This window comes from Actinomadura sp. NEAU-AAG7 (assembly GCF_018603865.1).
Classification (GTDB): domain Bacteria; phylum Actinomycetota; class Actinomycetes; order Streptosporangiales; family Streptosporangiaceae; genus Spirillospora; species Spirillospora litoris.
In genome coordinates, this window is the sequence record NZ_JAHFZY010000001.1 from 224650 (window position 1) to 243487 (window position 18838).

Genomic DNA, 18838 nt, shown 5'->3' on the forward strand with positions numbered 1-18838 from the left:
TCCCGGCCACCGGAAAGGTGCCTAGGCGGCGGACGCGTGCTCCGGCTCGGAGGCGTCCCCGCGGACCACGATCACGGGCAGCCGCCTGCGCTCGGGCGCGTCGGCCGTCCGCCTCAGATAGCGCCGCTCCTCCGGGGTCGTCCCGCCCCAGATCCCGTCGGGCTCCCCGACCCGCAGCGCCCACGCGAGGCACTCGGCCGCGACCGGGCAGTTCGAGCAGATCGCCTTCGCCGCGTCCTCCTGCTCACGCAGGACGAGCGCGGAGTAGCCGATCGGGAAGAAGAGGTCGGGATCGGCCCCACGGCAGATGGCGTGGTCGGTCCAGTGTTCCTCGTTCTCTTCGCTGTGCATGGATTCTCCCCCTGCGGCGGCCTGCGGCCACCGGCAGACACACGGGTGGTCGTCCACCCAACGTAGTACTACGAGCCGTAGTACTACAAGTCATCGCGAACTTCGCAACCTAACGGCCGGATAACCTGTGGATGTGCAGCGTGACCAAGAAGTGACCTTCCGCGAGGCGACGCTGGACGATCTGCCCCAGATCGTCCGACTACTGGCCGACGATCCCCTCGGCGCCGCCCGCGAAACACCCGACGCCGAAGCGGCTTACATCGCCGCCTTCACCGCCATAACGGACGACCCCAACAACACCCTGGTCGTCGCCGAGATCGCGGGCCAGGTCGCTGGAACGCTCCAACTCACGTTCATCCCCGGCCTCACCTACACGGGCCGCGAACGGGCCCAGATCGAGGGCGTCCGCGTCGCCGCCGACCACCGCGGCCGGGGCGTGGGTCAGGCCCTCATCACCTGGGCCATCACCCGGGCCCGCACCCGGGGCTGCCGGGTGGTCCAACTCACCACCGACCGCCAACGCCCCGACGCGATCCGCTTCTACCAGCAAATAGGCTTCCGCCCGTCCCACATGGGCATGAAATACCACCTCACGGACGGCTGACGAAGGGGCCCGTCGGACTCGACGCCTCCGGGGTGAGCACGGTGTGTCTTCCGTCGCCCGGGTCGGGCGCCCACGTGGGGAGATGCTCGTCACGCCGCGGGGCCCGGGGCGGGGTCGCTTTACCCGCGCCGGTTCAGGGGATTGTCAGGTCAAGGCGACTCTGGGGCCGACATTCGGGTTTCTGTATCTGTTCACCTTGGCGTGGAATGCTGGCCATCTGGGTGTGCTCGTCGCCGTTGGAACCCCGTGGAGGAGCAGATCGTGGCCTTGAAGCATCTGGAGATCGAGCACAAGTTCGACGCCGCCGCCGAGTTCGTCCTGCCCGAGCTGGACGGGCTGCCGGGGGTGGCGTCGGTGGGCGAGCCGGTGACGTACGAGCTGCACGCGAGCTACTTCGACACCGAGGATCTGCGGCTGGCCGCGCAGGGGATCACGTTGCGGCGCAGGAGGGGCGGGACGGACGCCGGGTGGCACCTGAAGATGCCGGTGGGGCCCGACAGCAAGCAGGAACTGCGGGCGGCGCTCGGGCGGCCGCGGGTGGTCCCGGTGCGGCTGGCGGGTCTGGTGGCGGCGCACACACGGGGGGCGGCGCTGGACCAGGTGGCGACGCTGGACACCGAGCGGACGGTCGTCCGGCTGTACGGCGAGGACGGGACGATGCTCGTCGAGGTGGCCGACGACCTCGTGACCGGGCAGGACGCGCGGGGCGGCGCGCCCCGGCAGTGGCGCGAGGTCGAGGTCGAGCTCGGGGACGGCGCGCCCGAGCTGCTGAAGGCGGTGGGGAAGCGGCTGCGCAAGTCGGGTGCCAAGCGGGCGGCGTCGTCGTCGAAGCTGGGGCGGCTGCTGGACGGGGCGGTCGTCCCGTCGGAGGCGAAGGCCGCGCGGGCGGAGACGCGGGCGCGGCTGGTGGCGCTGACCACGAACGGCAAGGCTCCCGCGGTGACGACCGGGGACGCGGTGATGGGCTATCTCGCGGCGCAGGTCGAGGCGGTGTTCGAGTACGACCCGAAGGCGCGGGTCGGGGAGGACGACGCCGTCCACCGGATGCGGGTGGCGGTGCGCAGGATCCGCAGCACGCTGAAGACCTACCGGCCGGTCCTGAACGTGGACGGCTCGCTCGGCGAGGAGCTGAAGTGGCTCGCGGCGGTGCTCGGGGAGGTCCGCGACCTGGAGGTGCTGCGGATGCGCTTCCAGGAGCGGCTGGACGGCGCGGCGTCCGGGTGGATGGAGGAGCTGGCCCGGCGGGAGCGGGGCGCGTACCGGCGGCTGAACGCGAGCCTGAAGGAGCCCCGGTACTTCGCGCTGCTGGAGACGCTGGAGGAACTGGTCGCGCATCCGCCGCTGGGCCGGGCGGCGGAGAAGAAGGCGCGCAAGGAGCTGCCCGTCCTGGTGACGAAGGCGTGGGAGCGGATGGCGAAGGACTACGCGTCCATCGCGGTCGCCGAGGACGAGGACGTCGCGCGGCACGACACGCGCAAGGCGGCCAAGCGCGCGCGCTACGCGGCCGAGGTCGCGGTGCCCGTGCTGGGCGTGGCGGCCCGGCGGGTCGTCAAGGACGCCAAGCGCATCCAGGAGGTGCTGGGCGAGCACCAGGACGGCGTCATCGCCATGCAGCACCTCGAAGAGGCCGCGCGGCGCGCGCGGGCGGTGGCCGACGCGTTCGCCCTGGGCGTCCTGTACGGGGCGGAGCGGTGTGACGCGGAGGCGGCGCGGGACCGCCTCGCCGTCACCTGGTCGCAGACGCTCGGCCCGTCCTTCTGAGCGGCGTGTGACGCTCCAGCGAGGCGATCGTTGACCCGTCCAGGTGGACGACCCAGAACTCGCTCTTGCGCAGTCCTGGGTCGTCCGGGGGGTTCTCGCCCAGTTCCTTGCACAGGCCCGTGACGAGATCGGAGACGACCTCGCCGTGCGTGCACAGGACGGTGGGGAGCCCCTCGGCGACGATCTCCAGCACGCGCTCCATCGCGCGGTCCGCGTCGGTCTCGCCGACCGTGAACGCCGCGTCGGTGGTGATCGGCGTCCGGACGAGCCGCGCGTAGGGCAGCACGGTCTCCACGCAGCGCGCGGTCGCCGAGCTGAGCGGCCGGGACGGCCCGTAGGCGTGCAGCAGTGCCGCCAGCTCGGACGCCTCGGCGCGGCCCTTCCCGTCCAGCGGACGCAGTTCGTCGGGCTCGTGCCAGGCGTGCTTCTCCCCGGCGGAGCCGTGCCGCAGGATCACCAGCGGCCACGTGGTCAGGGGGCCGCGCAGGAAGTCGTGCAGCAGGTCGACGTCGTGCCGGTAGCTGAGCCTCGCCTCGGCCTCGGCGGCGGGGAGCCAGACGAGCCGGTCGACCTCGTCGTTCACCGCGAACGCGCTCTCGCCCACGCCGCGCGCCGACCAGTAGTCGACCTGCTTGGGCCGCCCGTCGACCGGATATCGGACGGTGGGCAGCCGGCGGCCGAGGCGGGCGGGCACCCCGGTCTCCTCCTCGATCTCCCGGACGGCGGCGCGCAGCACGTGCTCGCCCTTGTCGACCTTGCCCTTGGGGAACGACCAGTCGTCGTAGCGGGGACGGTGGATCACCGCGAACTCCGGGCCGTCCCGCCAGAGCACCGCTCCCGCCGCGTGGACGGGCTCAGCCATCGACGGTCCTCCACCGGCGGCTGCGGACCAGGTGGGTCTGGATGTCCAGCAGGGCCTCGCCGGGCGGCGCCGTGGCGCGCGTCCAGGTGCCGTCGCCGGCCAGCGTCCACGCCTGGGTGCCGTCGTCCATCGCGGTGTCGAGGAGCGTGAGCAGCTCCTCGCGCTGGGCGCGGTCGTTGACCGAGACGAGGGCCTCGACGCGGCGGTCGAGGTTGCGGTGCATCAGGTCGGCGCTGCCGAGCCACACCTCGGGCTCGCCGCCGTTCTCGAACGCGAACACCCGCGAGTGCTCCAGGAACCGGCCGAGGACGCTGCGCACCTTGATCGTCTCCGACAGGCCGGGAACGCCGGGACGCAGCGCGCAGATGCCGCGCACCCAGACCTCCACCGGCACGCCCTCCTGGGACGCCCGGTACAGCGCGTCGATCACGACCTCGTCCACGAGCGAGTTGCACTTGATCCGGATCCGCGCGGCGTGCCCGGCGCGGTGGTTCTCGATCTCGTGCTCGATCCGCTGGACGAGCCCGGACCGCAGGCTGTTCGGCGCGACCAGCAGCCGGTGGTAGGAGTTCTGCCGCGAGTAGCCGGTGAGGTGGTTGAACAGGGCGCTGACGTCCTCGCCGACCTCGGGGTTCGCGGTGAGCAGGCCGAAGTCCTCATACAGCCGGGCGGTCTTCGGGTGGTAGTTGCCGGTGCCGATGTGGCAGTAGCGGCGCAGGGTGCCGTCGGCGTCCTGCCGGACGATCAGCGCGATCTTGCAGTGCGTCTTCAGCCCGACGAAGCCGTAGACCACGTGGCAGCCCGCCGTCTCCAGCTTGCGCGCCCAGGCGATGTTGGCGCGCTCGTCGAAGCGGGCCTTCAGTTCGACGACCACGACGACCTGCTTACCCGCCTCGGCCGCGTTCATGAGCGCGTCCACGATCGGGGAGTCGCCGCTGGTGCGGTAGAGCGTCTGCTTGATCGCCAGGACGCGCTTGTCGGCGGCGGCGTCCTCGATCAGCCGCTGGACGCTCGTGGTGAACGAGTCGTAGGGGTGGTGGACGAGCACGTCCCGCTCACGGATGGCCGTGAAGATGCTCACATCCTCCGGCAGCGCCACCTTGGAGGGGACGAAAGGGACGTACTTCAGCTCCGGGCGGTCCAGGTCCGCGATCGCGGCGAGGCCGCCGAGGTCGAGCGGGCCGCCGACCCGGTAGATCTGCGAGTCGTGCACCTGGAGCTCCTCGGTGAGCAGCTCCAGCACGCCGTCGGAGATCGACTCCTCGACCTCCAGCCGGACGACGGGGCCGAACCTGCGGCGCAGCAGCTCGCGCTCCAGCGCCTGGAGGAGGCCCTCGCTGATGTCGTCGTCGATCTCCAGGTCCTGGTTGCGGGTGACGCGGAACGCGTGGTGCTCGACGACCTCCATGCCGATGAACAGCTGACCGAGGTGCGCGGCGATCACGTCCTCCAGCGGCGTGAACCGGTCGGCCGACGCCTCGATGAAGCGCGGCAGCAGCGGCGGCACCTTGACCCGGGCGAACATCGTCGCGTCCGTCTCCGGATCGCGGACGATCACGGCGAGGTTCAGCGAGAGGCCCGAGATATAGGGGAAGGGGTGCGCGGAGTCGACGACCAGCGGCGTCAGGACGGGGTAGATCCGGTCCCGGAACAGGCGCCGCAGCCGCTCCTGCTCGGTCTCGGCCAGCTCGTCCCAGCGCAGGATGTCGATGCCCTCCTTGCCGAGGGCGGGACGGATCTCGTTGCGGAAGGCGGCGGCGTGCCGCAGCATCAGCTCGTGGGCGACCCCGGCGGTACGTTCCAGCACCTCGCGGGGCTGGCGGCCGCTCGCGGACTGGACGGCCAGGCCGGTCGCCATGCGCCGCGCGAGCCCGGCGACCCGCACCATGAAGAACTCGTCCAGGTTGCTCGCGAAGATCGACAGGAACCGCACGCGCTCCAGCAGCGGCAGCGCGGGATCCTCGGCGAGCTCCAGGACCCGCTGGTTGAACCTGAGCCAGCTCTCCTCACGGTCGAGGAAGCGATCATCGGGCAGCGCCTCATCGCTATGTGGCAGATGTCCTGGATTGACTGTCATGTCCGTAATTTTCCCCGACCAAGATGAACGGCAGTCGAACTCGGTTGATGTCGTCGATTTTCCGAAGTATCAGACACGTGGATCATGCCCCGGGTTCCCGCTGATCACTCCGCGTTCGGGGCAACCGGTGATCCACATCTCGGCGGGCGCGGAGGCGTGTCCGCTACGCCCCGTACGCCCGGTGTGGCGAAAATAACGGACCGTGTCGGGTTACTGCAAAGGGAGTATCGACCTGTCCACATGGAGACCTTCCCGTCGGAAGGTGACATCGGTAGAACGAGAAAGGTGACTTCCCACGAGTCTTCGCAGCCGCCCCTGACCACCGTGCTCTGGCCGCGGTGCACGGCCGTGCACGGGTGCACCGGGCGCGCCGTGGAACGTCTCGGGGGCTGTCCCGCGCACCTGCGGCCGGACGAGTTCGACCGGTTCGTCGCGGGCCTGCGTCCCGGGGCCGACCTCGACCTGCGCGGCGTCACCGTCCCGGCGTGGCTGCTCGACGCCCTCCTGGACGCCCTCACCGGTCCCGACGGGCGGCCCCACATCGGCCGGACGCGCTTCGACGGCGCCGTCCTGCCCGCCCACGCCGTCCTGCACGGAGCCTGCGTCGAGGGCGACAGCTCGTTCGACGGCGCCTGCTTCCTCGGCGGCGCGTCCTTCTACGACGCGCGGTTCTTCGGGAACGTCTCCTTCCGGGGGGCGCGCTTCGGCGGGAACGCCTCCTTCCACGCGGCCCGCTTCCACCGGCACGCCTCCTTCGAGGAGGCCGTCTTCGCCGGGGACGCGCTGTTCGGCGAGGCCGCCTGGCACGCCGACGCGTCCTTCCGGCGCACCGTCTTCATCGGCGCGGCCTGCTTCGACCGCGCCCGCTTCGGCCGCGACGCGGCGATGCAGGCGGCCTGCTTCGGCGCCGCCGTGTCGTTCAAGCGCGTGCACGTGGCCCGGCACGCGCGCTTCGAGCGCGCCCGCTTCCGGCACGGCGCCTGGCTCGGGCCGCTGGTGGCGGGCGGCCGGATCGGGCTGGCGGACGCGAGCGCGAACGGCGGCCTGCGCGTCCACGCGGCGGCGCGGCAGGTGAGCGCGCGGGGGGCGACCGTCCACGGGGCGGCCGACTTCCGGCTCCGGCACGCCGAACTCGACCTGGAGGGCGCGGGGGTCGGCGGGACGGTCACCGTCCGGTCGCTGCCGCAGCCGATCCAGGGCGTGGCCGAACCTGTGTGGATCGGTCCACCCACGGTGCGGGTCCTGTCACTGCGCGGCGTTTCCGCGCGCGGCCTCCACCTGGCGGACGTCGACCTCAGCGGCTGCGGGTTCCTCGGCCTGCACCGGCCCGATCTGCTGCGCATCTCCGGCGACTGCCCGTTCGCGACCGTCCCGGCGCGGCACTGGCAGCCGTTCGGCGGTCCGGCCCGCCGGGGCCGCGCCGTCCTCGCCGAGGACCTCGCCCGCCGCGCGGGGGCCGGCGGAGAGCCCGGCCGCGGACACGGCCGCGGTCACGGCCGCCGGCACGGCGCGGCACGCGGGCGCGTCAGGCGCGGGGGCGTGGACGCCGCGCGGCTGGAGGCGCTCTACCGGGAGCTGGCGCGGGCGTCGGCGGGCTGCGGGCAGGCCGCGCTGGCCCGGGACTTCCGCTACGCCGCGCTGGAGCTGCGGCGGCACGGCGACCACGCGCAGTGGCGCCGGCTGACCCTGCACGTCCTGTGGTTGACCAGCGGATACGGCCTGCGGACGAGCCGGATGATGGCCTGGTTCGCGGTGCTCATCGCGCTGCTGTGCTGCGGCGCCACCTACGTGCGGCACGGGAGCCACGAGACGTCGGCGGCGCACACGCCCGCGCTCGACCGGGTGTGCTCCGCCGGCCGCCGGGGGCTGCTGCCGGCCGTCCGGAAGGCGGCATTCGCCGGACGCGGCGCCGCCCCCGGCGCCGTGATTGAGGACGACCGCAACGTTACCGGCTGCCTTCAATAGGGCACGTGAGGAGGCGCCGCCTCTGTTTTGTCAGACCTTTGGGTAATCATTCTTGTTATGAGCAGAGACACCCATCCGGGAGTGCGGTGCCCGCACTGCCAATCCCATCTCGCGCTCGTCCCCGTCCCCCTCCCGACCGCCTCCACGACCCCGACCGTCCTGCCCGCGAACCCCCTGCCCGCCGGTGCCCCCGCCCCGGCGCCGCACGCCGCCGCGATCAAGGAGGAATGGTCGCCCCCTCCGGTCGCGGAGGTTCTCGCGGTTTACGCCGGCCGCGTCAAGGACACCGCCACCGCAATGCGCGGCGCCGCCCGGGTCAGGGAAAGCCTGAACCGCGCCAGGTCCGTCGCCGCGCAGCGCAAGGCCGCCCAGAAAGCCGCCCGCCACACCCCGAAAAGCGCCTGATCACAAGCCGATCACGGCACGCCGCGCGGGGACGGCGCCCGGCCGGTGAGGCCGGGGCACCGCCCCTGCGGCGAAGCCGTCCCGCGGGCGGTCAGCGCGGGACCGTGTTCGTCCATTCCATGGTGATCACGGTGGTGGAGTTCAGCAGCGAACCGGCGGGCGCGCTCTCACCGCCCGACGGCTTCAGCAGCACGTTCTCATCCGCCAGCGCGTTGCCGTTGGCCCGGTCGATCACGAGCCGGTGCCGCAGGACGCCGCGCGGCGTCTTCTCGTCCATCGCGATCGCGTCGCCGGTGCGGCCCGCCGCGTCCCTCACCTTGCCGATGCCCTCGACGCTCTTCAGCCCCGCCAGCATCCGGAACGCCGCCGCGCGCACCTTCGGGCTGACCGGCAGGCTGGTCACGACGTTCCCGCCGACGCGGTAGAGCCACGCGTCCGCCGACATCGGCACGGACTCGGCCTCGGTGTCGTGCCCCCCGTACCAGCGCATCAGCGTCGCCTTGAGCCGCTTCGGGTCGGCGGGCAGGTCGCGCAGGTCCTTCATCGTCACGTTCCGCCCGAGCCAGAACACCTTGTCGCCGTCGACCAGCGGCATGCTGCTGACCGTCTGCCGGCCCGGCGCCGTCCGCAGCTTCATGCTCTTGTACCGCCCGCCGCCGGGCGTGACGCTCACCTTGACCTCGAACTCGGACGGGGATCCGGCACGCCGCCAGGCCTTCTCGTCCGCCGGGGTCGCGGGCTTCGCGCCGAGCGACTGCTGGCGGCCATAGGAGCGGCCGCCGGGCTTGCCGGGCGTCCAGCCGTCGTCCTTGTCCGCGGTCACGACCGTGTAGGCGGGGTTCCCGACCCGGTAGAAGCTGTAGGACCTGGTCGCGATGTGCCAGTACGCCCCGGTCCCCTCGGTCTGCCCGTCCAGCTTCTCCGCCGCCGCGAGCAGGACGGTGCGCGCGTCGCCCGGCTGCTCCGGCTCGCCGCCCGCCTGGGAACGCGGGCCGGCCGCGCCGCCGCCCCCGCCCGAGGGCAGGGCCGCCACGACCAGCGCGGCGGCCGCCGCCGCGCCGACCAGCCCGATCCCCCACGCCGGACGGACGAGCCGCCGCCGCGGGGCCGTCCTCTCCGCGCCCGCCGCGTTCCGCGGCGTCGCCATCGCGCGCGCCAGCTCCGCCGCCCGCACGCCCTCCTCGACCCGGACGTCCGGGTCGAGCTCGCCGGGCCGGGCCTCCCGCAGGGTCCTCAGCACGTCGTCACTCATGGCCTCTCCTCACTGATGATCCCGACCGGACGCATTTCAGGCCGAGCCCCATGCTCGGCGGGGTGGCCCGCGGGCCCCGCGGAGCGGGCCGCGCGCTCGGCGGGGCGATCCTCGACCGCCCGGACGAGGCGGCGCCGCGCCCGGTGCAACCGCACCCGCAGCGCCGCCGCCGAGCACCCGACGACCCGCGCCGCCTCGCGCGGCGTGAGCCCCTGCCAGGCGACCAGGATCAAGATCTCCCGGTCGCCCTCCGGCAGCGCGGCCATCGCGCGGAGCACGGCGAGCCGCTCGGCGACGTCCTCCGCGATGTCCCCGGCCGGTCCGGGGTGCGCGGGGTGCCCGCCCCGCCCGGCGTCCGCGCGCTCGGCCCAGCCGCGCAGCTCCGCCGCGAACGCCTCGCGCCGCGCCTCGGCCCGGTACCCCTCGCGCAGCACGTTCCGCGCGACGCCGAGCAACCACGGCAGCGCCGGGTCGGGGACGTCGCGGAAGCGGCGCCAGGCGACCGCGAAGGTCTCGCTCACCACCTCGTCCGCGACCTGCCGGCCGGCGCGGCTCACCGCGTACGCCCACACGCGCTGCCGGCACGCGTCGTACATCGCGGTGAAGCGTTCTTCCTCGGAGGCCTCGTCTGCCACCGCCTGCCCCTTCGTCCGTCCAGGTGTGTCCGTCACCAGGTAGTGGCGTGCGAGGATCCATCGTTACCGGACATCTCAGGAAACCTCCCGGCGGGCCCCGGCGACCCGCGCGGCGTCGGGTCTGGAGCCAGGCTCCGCTTTCATCCGCTTTTATCCGCCCGATCCTTTAATTGCCCGGCAAATCAGACCATTAATGTGTTTTGGTGGCGCGGCGAGAATGACCGGGCCTGTTTTTCCGCCATTCCGCGCACAGGCGGCTCCGCGCCACTAATATCCGGCTCATGGCGACCATGAATACCCGGGCGAGACGCGTCCGGACGGCGGGCGCGCTCGCTCCGGCGGCCGCCGCCGTGCTGCTGCTCGGCGGGTGCGGGGGCTCGTCCCCGGGCGAGGCGGCCTCGGGCGAGCCGTCCGCGGGGAGCGGGTTAGGCGGCCAGGCCGGCCCGTCCGCCGACCGGCCCGACGGCGTGAACGCGCCCGCCGCCACCACGTTCGCCACGGTGCCGGGCGCCCCGAAGGACGAGGGCGCGCAGTCCGCCACCGACGGCCTGGTCGTGCACCCCAGCGCGGCGGTGCCCGTCCTCGACCGGCCCGGCGGGCGCACCGTCGCCACGCTGCCGGCCGAGCAGCTCGGCGGCCCGACCTGGGTGCCCGTCGTGGAGACCTCCGGCGGCTGGCGGCGCGTGCTGCTGCCGAGCCGTCCCAACCGGGCGACCGGCTGGATCTCCGCCGCGACCCCGGGGCTGCGGACCGCGCACACGCCCTACACGGTCAGGATCGACCTCGCACGGCGCAGCCTGACCCTGCTGGAGTCCGCGCGGCCGGTCGGCCGCTGGAAGGTCGCGGTCGGCGGCACCAGGACCCCGACCCCGCCGGGGCGGACGTTCGTCATGGCCTCCCTGGCCCCCGCGAAGCAGACGCCGAGCCCGATCGTCCTGCCGCTCGGCACGCACTCGGCCACCCTGGACACCTTCGGTGGCGGCCCCGGCACCGTCGCCCTGCACGGCTGGCCCGACCGCGCCGTGTTCGGCAGGGCCGTCACGCACGGCTGCGTGCGGGTACCGGCGGACGCGCTGCGCCGCCTCTCCAGCGTCCCGCTCGGGACGCTCGTGCTCATCAACGGCTGACCGGCGCACCGCCGCTCGGCCCCTCCAGTATCTGATCGGAGACACACATATGCGCCACGTCCTGCGACGCCTGACCACGGCCGGGCTGCTGGCCGCCGGGCTCGTCGCCGTTACGAGCCCGGCCATGGCCGCGCCCGCCGAGCACTCCGGCACGGCCCGCGGAGAGGGTTCCGCGTACGGGCTCACCGCGATCGGCGCGGTTCCGCTCGCGCCGGTCCCCGCCGTCTCGTCCCGCTCGGGCGCGGCCAGGAAGAGCCTCCTGCGCGAGGACCGCACCGAGTACGTCCAGGCGTCCGCGCTGGACGTGATGGCCCGGGCCGGGCACGCCAGCTCGTCGGTCGCCCGGCTGAACGTCCCGCCGGCGGGCCTCACCGCGGGCGCGGTCACCGCGACCTGCGACGGCGGACGCGGCGCGACCCACCTGACCGACGCCCTGGTCGCCGGGCGCCGGCTCGACGCGGCGCCGCCGCCCAACACCACGGTCCCGGTCGACGTCGAGGGCGTCGGGCGCACCTCGCTCATCCTCAACAAGCAGCAGCGCATGCGCGACGGCCGCCTCGCCGTCACCGGGATGGAGCTGAACCTGCCGCTGTCCAAGGTCGCCAAGGACTCGACCGTCCGGATCGCCTCCGCCACCTGCGGCCAGGCCGCCGCGCCGCGCCCGCATGCGCACCCGCGCCCGCGTCCCGCCGCCGAGGCTCCCGCGCCGACCCCGGTGAAGCGCGACCTGCCCGTCGCCGGCTGACGCTTTCACGAGGAAACGGCCCGGGGATTCCCCGGGCCGTTTTTTCGCGCGCGTATCGGGCCACCGGGCGCGGCGGGCCCGCACCGCTCAGCTCGCCAATGATTTCTCGAAATGCACGATCGCCCCGTTCCGCGAGACGCGATCCATGATGTGCACCTCTTCCATAAAGGCGCGGATCAGTTGAAGCCCGCGCCCGCTCTCGGCATGCGGCGGCGCCTGCCGTGCGTCCCACGACGCCTGCCGCGCGTCCTGTGGCGCCCGCGGCTTCTCCCACGACGCCGGTCCCGTTCCGCCTCCGTCGATGACCTCCACCACACAGCGCGCCCCGTCCATACGCGCGCGGACCTCGTACTCACCCGCCACCGCGTGCTGGATGGCGTTCGCGCACGCCTCACCCAGCGCCAGGGAGATGTCCGCCCTGATGTCGGACGTCACCCCGAGACCGCGGAGGGAGGCGTCGAGCGTGTGCCGTACCAGGGGCGCGCTCTCGGCGTCCCTGGGCAAGGTCATTTCAAGGACGACCTCCATGCGAACCGCCTCCGTTCCTCTAGGAGGCAGATTTCCCATTACCACACGCCGGAAACTTCCGCCACCCCCACCACGTGATACCCGGCAGGTCAGGGGCCTGGTCAACCCTTCGCGATCTTCGCCATCACCTCGGTGCTCCCGCCGCCGAGATCGCTCGACGCGAAGCGTTCCGCACCACGGTCCATTGCCGCCCTGGCGGTGATCATGCACCCCGATCGCGTCGAACACGGCGCGCGCTTCGCGGGCCGCCGGAGGTGCCCCTTGTTCCGGTGGACGGAGGCGTCCGCGCTTCGGTGCGCCATCACGGCCGTCCCGGCTCTGACCCGCGAGGTCTCGGTTCACGCCCCGTCGTCGACATCCCCCGCCAGGGCGCGGGCGGCGGCCGTCTGATCCTCGTCGAGGCCCTCGTAGCCGGTCTCCCGGTTCTGCTCGGCCTGGTCGTCGATCCACCGGCCGTGCGCCTCCCAGGCGGCCTGCTTGCTGATCCCGAGCGCGGCGCCGATCTGCGACCAGGAGGCGCCGGAAGCCCGCGCGCTCCGCACCGCGAGCTGGCGCCCGTAGACCGCCTTGCGGGCGATCACCTCCCCGAGCGCCAGCAGTTCCAGCGCCTCGTCCCGGCGCAGCGGCGACTCCCCGACCGCGTCCCGCATCCAGAGGTCGTCGTGGCGGGCCGCAGCCCCGGGCAGCGTGACTTCCTTCTCCAACGCGTCAGCAGTGATCATGTCTCCGAGTCTCAGGGTCAAGACAACCTGACGTCAAGTATCCCTGACGAAGTTGCGACCACCAGCGAAACTCAGCAGCGTTCGCCCGACTTGCCCCTTACGATCCGATCATGCTGAACACGATCCGATCATGCTGACCGCCGCGATCGCCTTCGCCGGGGTCGCCCTCCTGATCAACATCACCCCGGGCGTGGACACCCTGCTCGTCCTGCGCACCTCCATCTCCGACGGCAGGGCGGGCGGGGTCATCGCCTCCCTCGGCGTCATGACCGGCTGCCTGGCCTGGGGCCTCGCGGCCGCGATCGGCCTGACCGCACTGCTCACCGCCTCCCACGTCGCCTACGAGACGCTGCGGATCTGCGGCGCCCTCTACCTCCTCTACCTGGGCGCGTCCGCCCTGTGGCACGCCCGCCGCAAGACCACGGCGCGGACCTCGGAACCCGAGATCGCCGCCGAGCCGCGCGGACACTGGGCCGCCTTCCGCGCCGGGGTGGGGACCAACCTCCTCAACCCCAAAGCGGGCGTCTTCTACATGAGCCTCATCCCGCAGTTCATGCCCGAAGGCGCCCCGACGTTCAGCACGACGCTGCTGTTCACGGGCATCGACCTCGCCGAACTCGTCGTCTGGTACTGGTTGGTCTCCGGCGTGGCCGCCGCGCTGGCCGAGCGGCTGCGGCGCCCCTCGGTCCGCCGCCGCCTGGAGCAGTTCACGGGCATCGCCTTCCTCGGCTTCGCCGCCAACCTGGCCACCGAACGCCCCTGACGCAGGGCGCCTCCACCGGGTCGCCTGGACCGCCGCAGGGGCGCCCGGTGGAGCCGTCCCCTCTCAAGTGAGGCTCAAGGACGGCTCCGCCTTCGCCTCCAGAGGGTGCCGTCCGCCCCCGAACGGGCCATTCTCGGCTGCGCTGAGCGGCCATTCTCTTCTGGGCGGGCAGGGCGCAGAGAATTGCAGGTCGCCGCGACATTTTCAAGATCACTTTGACCAAACCCCGGAGCGATGTCCGACAGCGGTCATCGTCGGCACCGGGCGCCGGGATAGCGGACGATCGGTGCCAAAGCGGAGCCTACGTCCGCACGAACCGAACATGGTTCTCACTGATCACCGGGATGGCACCGGGCGGCGAATGCGCTGGTCATCAGCAAAAGCCTTGGTCGCCGTTCTCGCTGAAGTCGTCCTCGCCGCGGACGTCGTCCGCCGTACGGCCCCCCGTTCTTCTCGGAAGTTATTCTGCGAAAGGAGCGGCGGCGCCCCGCCGTCGCCGACTCGGGGGGTAGCGAATGCCGGCTGAGCATTGTGGGCGGACCAGGGCGAGAGGGGAGGTCAGACAGCGGCTCCTCTGCCGGGCCCGCCGCGCGCTGGACGCGCTCGAACAACTCGTCGGCGGTCTCGGCACGGCGATCCTGGCGGTGATCGTCCTGATCGCGCTGGCCGCCGCCGCGCTCGCGTCCGCACTCGGGATCGGAACGTTCCTGAGGTCGGCCGCCCTGCGCGGGCTGCGCTTCGTCGCCGACCGCGAGCGGGCCCGGCTCTCCCACTGCGGCCCGGAGATGATCGACCCGCGCCCGGCGCCCGCCGGTGTCCGCGCGGCCGCGGCCGACCCGTCCGTCCGGCGGGAGCTGAGCTGGCTGATCACCCACTCCACGTTCGGGATGGCCGTCGGGCTCGCCGGGGCGCCGGTCCCCTACTACGTCGTGCGCGACCTCACCTATCCGCTGTACTGGTGGGCCGTCCCGGGCGACGCCTCCGAGCGCTCCCCCGAGTTCTGGGACGTGCACGGCTTCGCCGACGCGCTCTGCGCGCCGCTCGCGGGCCTCGGCTGGGCCGTCGCGTTCATGGGCCTCGCCCCGGCCATGGCCCGCCTCCAGGCGTGGCCGGGTCGGCGGCTGCTCAGCCCGGTCCCCGTCACCGACCTGTCCCTGCGCGTCGCGCGGCTGTCGGCCACCCGCGCCGCGGCGCTGGACGCCCACGCCACCGAACTGCGGCGCATCGAACGCTCGCTGCACGACGGCACGCAGAACCGGCTCGTCGCCGTCACCGTCATGCTCGGCGCGACCCGCCGCGCGCTGGCCCGCGACCCCTCCGGCGCGGCGGCCCTCCTCGACCGCGCGCAGGACGCCTCCGAGCAGGCCCTCGCCGAACTCCGCGAGGTCGTGCGCGGCATCCTCCCGCCCGTGCTGGACGACCGGGGCCTCGCCGGAGCGCTCGCCGGCCTCGTCGCGGCCTGCGCCGTCCCCTGCCGGCTGAACGTCGACGTCCCCGGGCGGTGCGCCGCGTCCGTCGAGGCCACCGCCTACTTCGTGGTCGCCGAGGCGCTCACGAACATCTCCCGGCACAGCGGCGCGCGGCGCGCGGCCGTCACCGTCCGCCGCCACCGCGACCGGCTGCTGCTGTGGATCGGCGACGACGGCGACGGCGGCGCCGACGAGACCCGCGGCTCCGGCCTCGCGGGCATCCGCCACCGCGTCCAGGCGCTGGACGGCCGTCTCATCGTGACCAGCCCGCCCGGCGGGCCGACCACCCTCGAAGCGGAGCTGCCATGCGGATCGTGATCGCCGAGGACGACCCGCTCCTGCGCGAGGGGCTCGCCCTCCTGCTGCGCGCGGAGTCCCTGGACGTGGTCGCCACGGCCGACCACCCCGCCGACTTCCTGACCGCCGTCGACGTCCACGCCCCCGACGTCGCGATCGTCGACGTGCGCATGCCGCCGACGCACACCGACGAGGGCATCGTCGCGGCCGTCGAGGCGCGCCGCCGCCGCCCGGACCTCGCCGTCCTCGTCCTGTCCGCCCACGTCGAGCAGGCGTTCGCCACCGAACTGCTCTCCGGCGGCGCCGCCCGGCTCGGCTACCTCCTCAAGGAGAGGGTCGGCCGCGTCGCCCATTTCCTGGACGCGCTGCACCGCGTGGCCGGCGGGGGAACGGCCATCGACCCCGACGTCGTCGCGCAACTCCTGCGCCGCGACACCGCCCTGGAACGGTTGAGCCCGAGGGAACTCGACGTCCTCTCCCTCATGGCGGAAGGGCTCGGCAACACCGCGATCGCCGAGAACCTCTCGGTCACCGAGGGCGCCGTCCACAAGCACATCCGCAACATCTTCGCGAAACTCGACCTGGCCCCCACCGACCGCGCCGACCGCCGCGTCGCCGCCGTCCTGCGCTATTTGGAGAACACGCCCGCCCCGCGCCCGGACGCGGCTTCCCCTCCCTTTCTGGATTCCCCCGCCCGTTACTGAGGCACCGGCGTTCGGTGCGGTGTCAGGGGCGAGTCCAGCGCTGGTCCTGCCACGCGTCGTCCAGCCGGGTGTGGGCGATGTGGTTGGTGTAATTGGAAAGCGTCTTCATCCCGACGCCGAGGACGACGTCCATGACATGGCGGCGCGTGTAACCGGCGTCCAGGAACGCCTGCACCTCGGCGTCGTCCACCCAGCCCCGGCCGGAGACCACAAGTCGGGTGAAGCGGCGCACGGCCTCCAGCTCGGGGTCGTCCAGTTGCTCGCCCGCGCGCAGCGCCTCCACCACCTCGGCCGGAACCTTGGTGCGCAACGCGATCGTGGAATGGGCCGCGACGCAGTATTCGCAGCCGTTCTCCACGCTGATGGTGATCAGCACCACCTGCTTGGCGCGCGCCGGGAGCGAGGACTTGCCGAACTGCTCGGCCAGCGCGTTGTAACCGGCCAGCAGCTCGGGCGACTCGCCCATCACACCGTTGAGGGTGGTGACGAAGCCCATCCGCTTCTTGGCCGCTTCCAGATAGGGGCGGGACTCCTCGGGGGCGTTGGTCTCGTCATAGACGGTGAACTCGGCCATTCTCACTTCTCCTTGGCAGGGATTTCAGCGGACAAGGTCTCCAGGAGCGCGGTGACGGTCGCTCGCAGGTCGGCCGCCGGGGCACCGGCCCGCGACCGCAGATTCACCCCGTAGGCCAGCAACGCCAGCGCTTCCGCGGTGGACTCGACGTGGAGGCCGGGGCGCAGCTGCCCGCGCGACCGGGCGCTTTCGAGTGCGGAGCGCATGGACGAGCGCAACCGCTCATGGTGGTCGTCCAGTATCTGGCGCACGTCGGCGTCCACAACGGTGTCGGCATGGGCGTTGGACACCATGCAGCCCCAGCGGGCCTGCGGCCCCGCACAGCGCGCCTGAACCAGCCGGTCGAAGAATTCGGCGATGACCGGAAGCCCCCGGCCGTCGGAGGCGAGGGCGTCCAGTACGGGGCGGGACCGCCGGTCGACGTAGCGGCGCAGTGCCGCCAGGTACAACTCCTGTTTGCCACCGAACGTGGAGTAGAGGCTGGAGCGGCTGAGCCCCGTCACGGCCACGACCTCACCGACCCCGGTCGAGGACGCGCCGCGCCGCCAGAACAGCTCCACCACCTCGTCCAGCACCCGGTCGGGATCGAAGTGCTTGACGTCCGGCATGGCCCCTCGCAGCTATCTTGGAACGCTCATTCCAAGATAGATGCTCCCCCTCTTCGTGACAACCGTCCGCGCCGGGGTTCTAGGCCGCCGACCTCCTGGCGAGCTGCTGCAATTCGGCGGTGCACATCATCAGCCTTCGCGTCGGAAGGTGCTGGACGTAGTGGTCGAGATCGGCGCCGAGCGCGAACACGTGCACCGGGACATCGGCGTCCCGGCCGGCCTCGACGGCCTGCCGCAGCGCGGCCAGGACGGCCGGATGCCGGGTCTGGTAGATGGAGGAGACCAGATGGTTGCCCCGGTCGGCGGCGAGATAGAACTGGATCAGGTCCTTGGTGCCGACGAACAGCTCGCCCGCCCCGGCGGCGCAGAAGTCGGCCGCCGAGTGCACGGCGGCCGGGGTCTCGACGAAGACGCCGAGCGGCGTCTCCTCCCCCAGCTCAAGGCACCGCCGCAGCCGCACGAACTCGTCGCGGTCGTTGATGAACGGGATCGCGAAACTCAAACGGTCGGCGTCGGTGCCGAGGTGTTCCAACACATAGGTGCGAAGCGCCCGGAAGGCGTCGGCATAGTGGGGTTCGCTGAGCAGCCACCTGGCGCCGTGGAGGCCGAGTTCGGGATTCGGCTCGTCGACGACGTGCATGTCGGTCGTGATCTGGGCGGCGTCGTCCGAGCGGAGGTCGAGCAGCCTCATGACCAGGCGCTGGCCGGGGAGGAGCTCGTCCACCATCGAGCACAGTTCCGAGGCGATGGCGGCACCGTAGCGCTCGGCCTCACGCGCTCCCGCCCGAAGCGAGTCGATCGGGCTCAGTCCCGCCGCGAAACACACGAACTCCTCGCGGATGAAATAGGAGTCGACGCGCTCCACCCGCGGGACGAGGGCGTTCGTCGAGCGGACATCGGTGGCATCGGCGATGACCACGCAGATCGACTCGATGTCGTCGAAGGCGACGGCCGCGGACTCGGCCGCCGGAGCCGCGGGCTCGGCCTCGCCGAGCACGACCGACTCGCGGTCGAGCACGATGGTGACCTCGCCGGTGAACGCGTCCAGCTCCGACGAGTCGACCCGCAGGACGGGGATCCCACGCGAGCGGCAGAGGGACTGCATATGGCCGGTGCGCCCACCCTTGGCGCAGATCACCCCCGCGCAGACGACAATGGCGTCGTAAAGTTCAGGGCCGAGCCTCTCGACGACCAGAACGGCGTCATCGACCGGTTCCCCGGTGCGGTTGCAAGGCCCCTTGACGTAACGATGGTGCGAACCGACGAGCAAAACCCCTGGTATTTCGCGAGGGCTCACGAGTGTCCTCTCCGCCAATTCCGGGTCGGCCCGCCCGGGGAGCTCGACGCGCCTCATCCGGGCAGAGCATGCTTGGATGCTGGCAGCCGCCG

The 18838-nt window shown here is 72.5% G+C and carries 19 protein-coding genes; 9 read left to right on the forward strand and 10 right to left on the reverse strand.

Translation table 11 applies throughout. The features are described from left to right. Positions 1 to 21: 21 nt before the first annotated feature. A complete protein-coding gene (locus KLI87_RS01000; RefSeq protein ID WP_214615467.1) occupies positions 22 to 351 on the reverse strand; it encodes a WhiB family transcriptional regulator in 330 nt (109 codons plus the stop codon). 151 nt (positions 352 to 502) lie between these two features. On the opposite strand from KLI87_RS01000, the gene KLI87_RS01005 reads away from it, so the two are divergent. Beyond that, positions 503 to 955, forward strand: coding sequence for a GNAT family N-acetyltransferase (locus tag KLI87_RS01005; protein ID WP_214616568.1), 453 nt, complete (start codon positions 503 to 505; stop codon positions 953 to 955). Positions 956 to 1216: 261 nt separating this feature from the next. Then, positions 1217 to 2716, forward strand: a complete 1500-nt coding sequence (locus tag KLI87_RS01010; RefSeq protein WP_214615468.1) for a CYTH and CHAD domain-containing protein — start codon at positions 1217 to 1219, stop codon at positions 2714 to 2716. Here the strand turns inward: KLI87_RS01010 and KLI87_RS01015 are convergent. Together KLI87_RS01015 and KLI87_RS01020 are read right to left on the reverse strand one after the other, a co-directional pair. Continuing rightward, positions 2682 to 3578, reverse strand: a complete 897-nt coding sequence (locus tag KLI87_RS01015) for an NUDIX domain-containing protein (RefSeq protein WP_156217364.1) — start codon at positions 3576 to 3578, stop codon at positions 2682 to 2684. The genes KLI87_RS01010 and KLI87_RS01015 overlap by 35 nt on opposite strands. Continuing rightward, positions 3571 to 5655 (reverse strand): RNA degradosome polyphosphate kinase, encoded by a 2085-nt coding sequence (locus tag KLI87_RS01020; RefSeq protein WP_156217363.1) that lies wholly within the window; start codon positions 5653 to 5655, stop codon positions 3571 to 3573. Before KLI87_RS01020 ends, KLI87_RS01015 begins: the two co-directional genes overlap by 8 nt. 372 nt (positions 5656 to 6027) lie before the next feature. Between KLI87_RS01020 and KLI87_RS01025 the strand changes: the two genes are divergently transcribed. Further along, the gene (locus tag KLI87_RS01025; RefSeq protein ID WP_214615469.1) at positions 6028 to 7620 is read left to right on the forward strand and encodes a pentapeptide repeat-containing protein; all 1593 of its coding nucleotides are present in this window, start codon (positions 6028 to 6030) and stop codon (positions 7618 to 7620) included. A 57-nt stretch (positions 7621 to 7677) separates the two neighbouring features. Continuing rightward, on the forward strand, positions 7678 to 8025 hold the full coding sequence (locus KLI87_RS01030; RefSeq protein ID WP_156217361.1) for a hypothetical protein: 348 nt from the start codon (positions 7678 to 7680) through the stop codon (positions 8023 to 8025). Positions 8026 to 8116: 91 nt separating this feature from the next. On the opposite strand, the gene KLI87_RS01035 is transcribed toward KLI87_RS01030, so the two are convergent. Together KLI87_RS01035 and KLI87_RS01040 are read right to left on the reverse strand one after the other, a co-directional pair. Then, positions 8117 to 9277: a CU044_5270 family protein gene (locus tag KLI87_RS01035; RefSeq protein WP_156217360.1), complete on the reverse strand. Its 1161-nt coding sequence runs from the start codon at positions 9275 to 9277 to the stop codon at positions 8117 to 8119. Further along, positions 9274 to 9912: a sigma-70 family RNA polymerase sigma factor gene (locus KLI87_RS01040; protein WP_308165802.1), complete on the reverse strand. Its 639-nt coding sequence runs from the start codon at positions 9910 to 9912 to the stop codon at positions 9274 to 9276. The genes KLI87_RS01035 and KLI87_RS01040 overlap by 4 nt, the downstream gene beginning before the upstream one ends. A gap of 281 nt (positions 9913 to 10193) precedes the next feature. Here KLI87_RS01040 and KLI87_RS01045 point away from each other — a divergent pair, with 281 nt between their 5' ends. Then, on the forward strand, positions 10194 to 11039 hold the full coding sequence (locus KLI87_RS01045; protein ID WP_250903448.1) for a L,D-transpeptidase: 846 nt from the start codon (positions 10194 to 10196) through the stop codon (positions 11037 to 11039). Between the two features lie 49 nt (positions 11040 to 11088). Beyond that, the gene (locus KLI87_RS01050; RefSeq protein WP_246249890.1) at positions 11089 to 11784 is read left to right on the forward strand and encodes a choice-of-anchor P family protein; all 696 of its coding nucleotides are present in this window, start codon (positions 11089 to 11091) and stop codon (positions 11782 to 11784) included. Positions 11785 to 11871: 87 nt separating this feature from the next. On the opposite strand, the gene KLI87_RS01055 is transcribed toward KLI87_RS01050, so the two are convergent. Both KLI87_RS01055 and KLI87_RS01060 read right to left on the reverse strand, forming a co-directional pair. Further along, positions 11872 to 12312 (reverse strand): ATP-binding protein, encoded by a 441-nt coding sequence (locus KLI87_RS01055; RefSeq protein WP_156217359.1) that lies wholly within the window; start codon positions 12310 to 12312, stop codon positions 11872 to 11874. A 338-nt stretch (positions 12313 to 12650) separates the two neighbouring features. After that, positions 12651 to 13034: a hypothetical protein gene (locus tag KLI87_RS01060; protein WP_156217358.1), complete on the reverse strand. Its 384-nt coding sequence runs from the start codon at positions 13032 to 13034 to the stop codon at positions 12651 to 12653. Between the two features lie 130 nt (positions 13035 to 13164). Here KLI87_RS01060 and KLI87_RS01065 point away from each other — a divergent pair, with 130 nt between their 5' ends. The 3 genes from KLI87_RS01065 to KLI87_RS01075 all read left to right on the forward strand — a co-directional run bounded on the left by KLI87_RS01065 (position 13165) and on the right by KLI87_RS01075 (position 16267). Beyond that, positions 13165 to 13797, forward strand: coding sequence for a LysE family translocator (locus tag KLI87_RS01065; protein ID WP_214615470.1), 633 nt, complete (start codon positions 13165 to 13167; stop codon positions 13795 to 13797). A 515-nt stretch (positions 13798 to 14312) separates the two neighbouring features. Then, complete coding sequence (locus KLI87_RS01070; protein ID WP_214615471.1) at positions 14313 to 15584, forward strand: sensor histidine kinase; 1272 nt, start codon at positions 14313 to 14315, stop codon at positions 15582 to 15584. Next, on the forward strand, positions 15572 to 16267 hold the full coding sequence (locus KLI87_RS01075; RefSeq protein ID WP_214615472.1) for a response regulator transcription factor: 696 nt from the start codon (positions 15572 to 15574) through the stop codon (positions 16265 to 16267). Before KLI87_RS01070 ends, KLI87_RS01075 begins: the two co-directional genes overlap by 13 nt. A gap of 22 nt (positions 16268 to 16289) precedes the next feature. Here the strand turns inward: KLI87_RS01075 and KLI87_RS01080 are convergent, their stop codons facing one another. The 3 genes from KLI87_RS01080 to KLI87_RS01090 form a co-directional block, all read right to left on the reverse strand. Continuing rightward, positions 16290 to 16841, reverse strand: a complete 552-nt coding sequence (locus KLI87_RS01080) for a carboxymuconolactone decarboxylase family protein (RefSeq protein WP_214615473.1) — start codon at positions 16839 to 16841, stop codon at positions 16290 to 16292. A gap of 2 nt (positions 16842 to 16843) precedes the next feature. Next, positions 16844 to 17449, reverse strand: coding sequence for a TetR/AcrR family transcriptional regulator (locus tag KLI87_RS01085; protein WP_214615474.1), 606 nt, complete (start codon positions 17447 to 17449; stop codon positions 16844 to 16846). Between the two features lie 79 nt (positions 17450 to 17528). Beyond that, entirely contained in the window at positions 17529 to 18803 is a 1275-nt protein-coding gene (locus KLI87_RS01090) for a putative PEP-binding protein (protein WP_214615475.1), read from the reverse strand. Positions 18804 to 18838: the final 35 nt, after the last annotated feature.